The following is a 659-nucleotide window of genomic DNA, read 5'->3' as shown; positions in this document are numbered from 1 at the left end:
CTCATGTCTGGCCCGGCGGGCGGGGTGACGGGCGCGATCTGGGTGGGGCGCAACGCGGGCATCCGCAACATCCTCACCCTCGATGTCGGCGGCACCAGCACCGACGTTGCCCTGATCGAGAACCTTGAGGCGCGCCGCCAGCGCACCACCGAAGTGGGTCACCTCTCGGTTCGTGCCTCCGCGCTCGACGTGAAGACCGTGGGCGCGGGCGGCGGCTCGATCGCCTATGTGCCCGAACTCACCGGCGCCTTGCGCGTCGGCCCGCAATCGGCAGGCGCGGTGCCCGGCCCCGTCGCCTACCAGAAGGGCGGCACCCTGCCGACCGTGACCGACGCCAACGTGGTGCTGGGCTACCTGCCCGAAAACCTTTTGGGCGGCACCTTCCGGCTTGACCGCGAAGGCGCCAGGAAGGCGGTGCAGACCATTGCCGATGCGCTGGGCATCGGCCTGATGGAAGCCGCGCGCGGCATCATCGACATCGTCAACGAGAACATGTTCGGCGCGCTGCGCATGATCTCGGTCCAGCAGGGCTATGACCCGCGCGACTTCGCGCTCATGGGCTTCGGCGGGGCGGGGCCGCTCCACGTCAATGCAGTGGCGCGCCTCATGGGATCATGGCCCGCGATCTCGCCGGTCAGTCCCGGCGTGCTCTGCGCGCT

1 protein-coding gene is annotated in these 659 nt (G+C 70.0%); it reads left to right on the top strand.

What is annotated here, in order from left to right:
- Positions 1-659: hydantoinase/oxoprolinase family protein (locus tag DKM43_RS00370; protein ID WP_330857592.1), on the top strand; the 659-nt coding region annotated here is incomplete at both ends.

This window comes from Novosphingobium meiothermophilum (genome assembly GCF_003171715.1).
Taxonomy (GTDB): domain Bacteria; phylum Pseudomonadota; class Alphaproteobacteria; order Sphingomonadales; family Sphingomonadaceae; genus Novosphingobium; species Novosphingobium meiothermophilum.
This window is presented reverse-complemented; position numbering and strand designations above follow the sequence as displayed.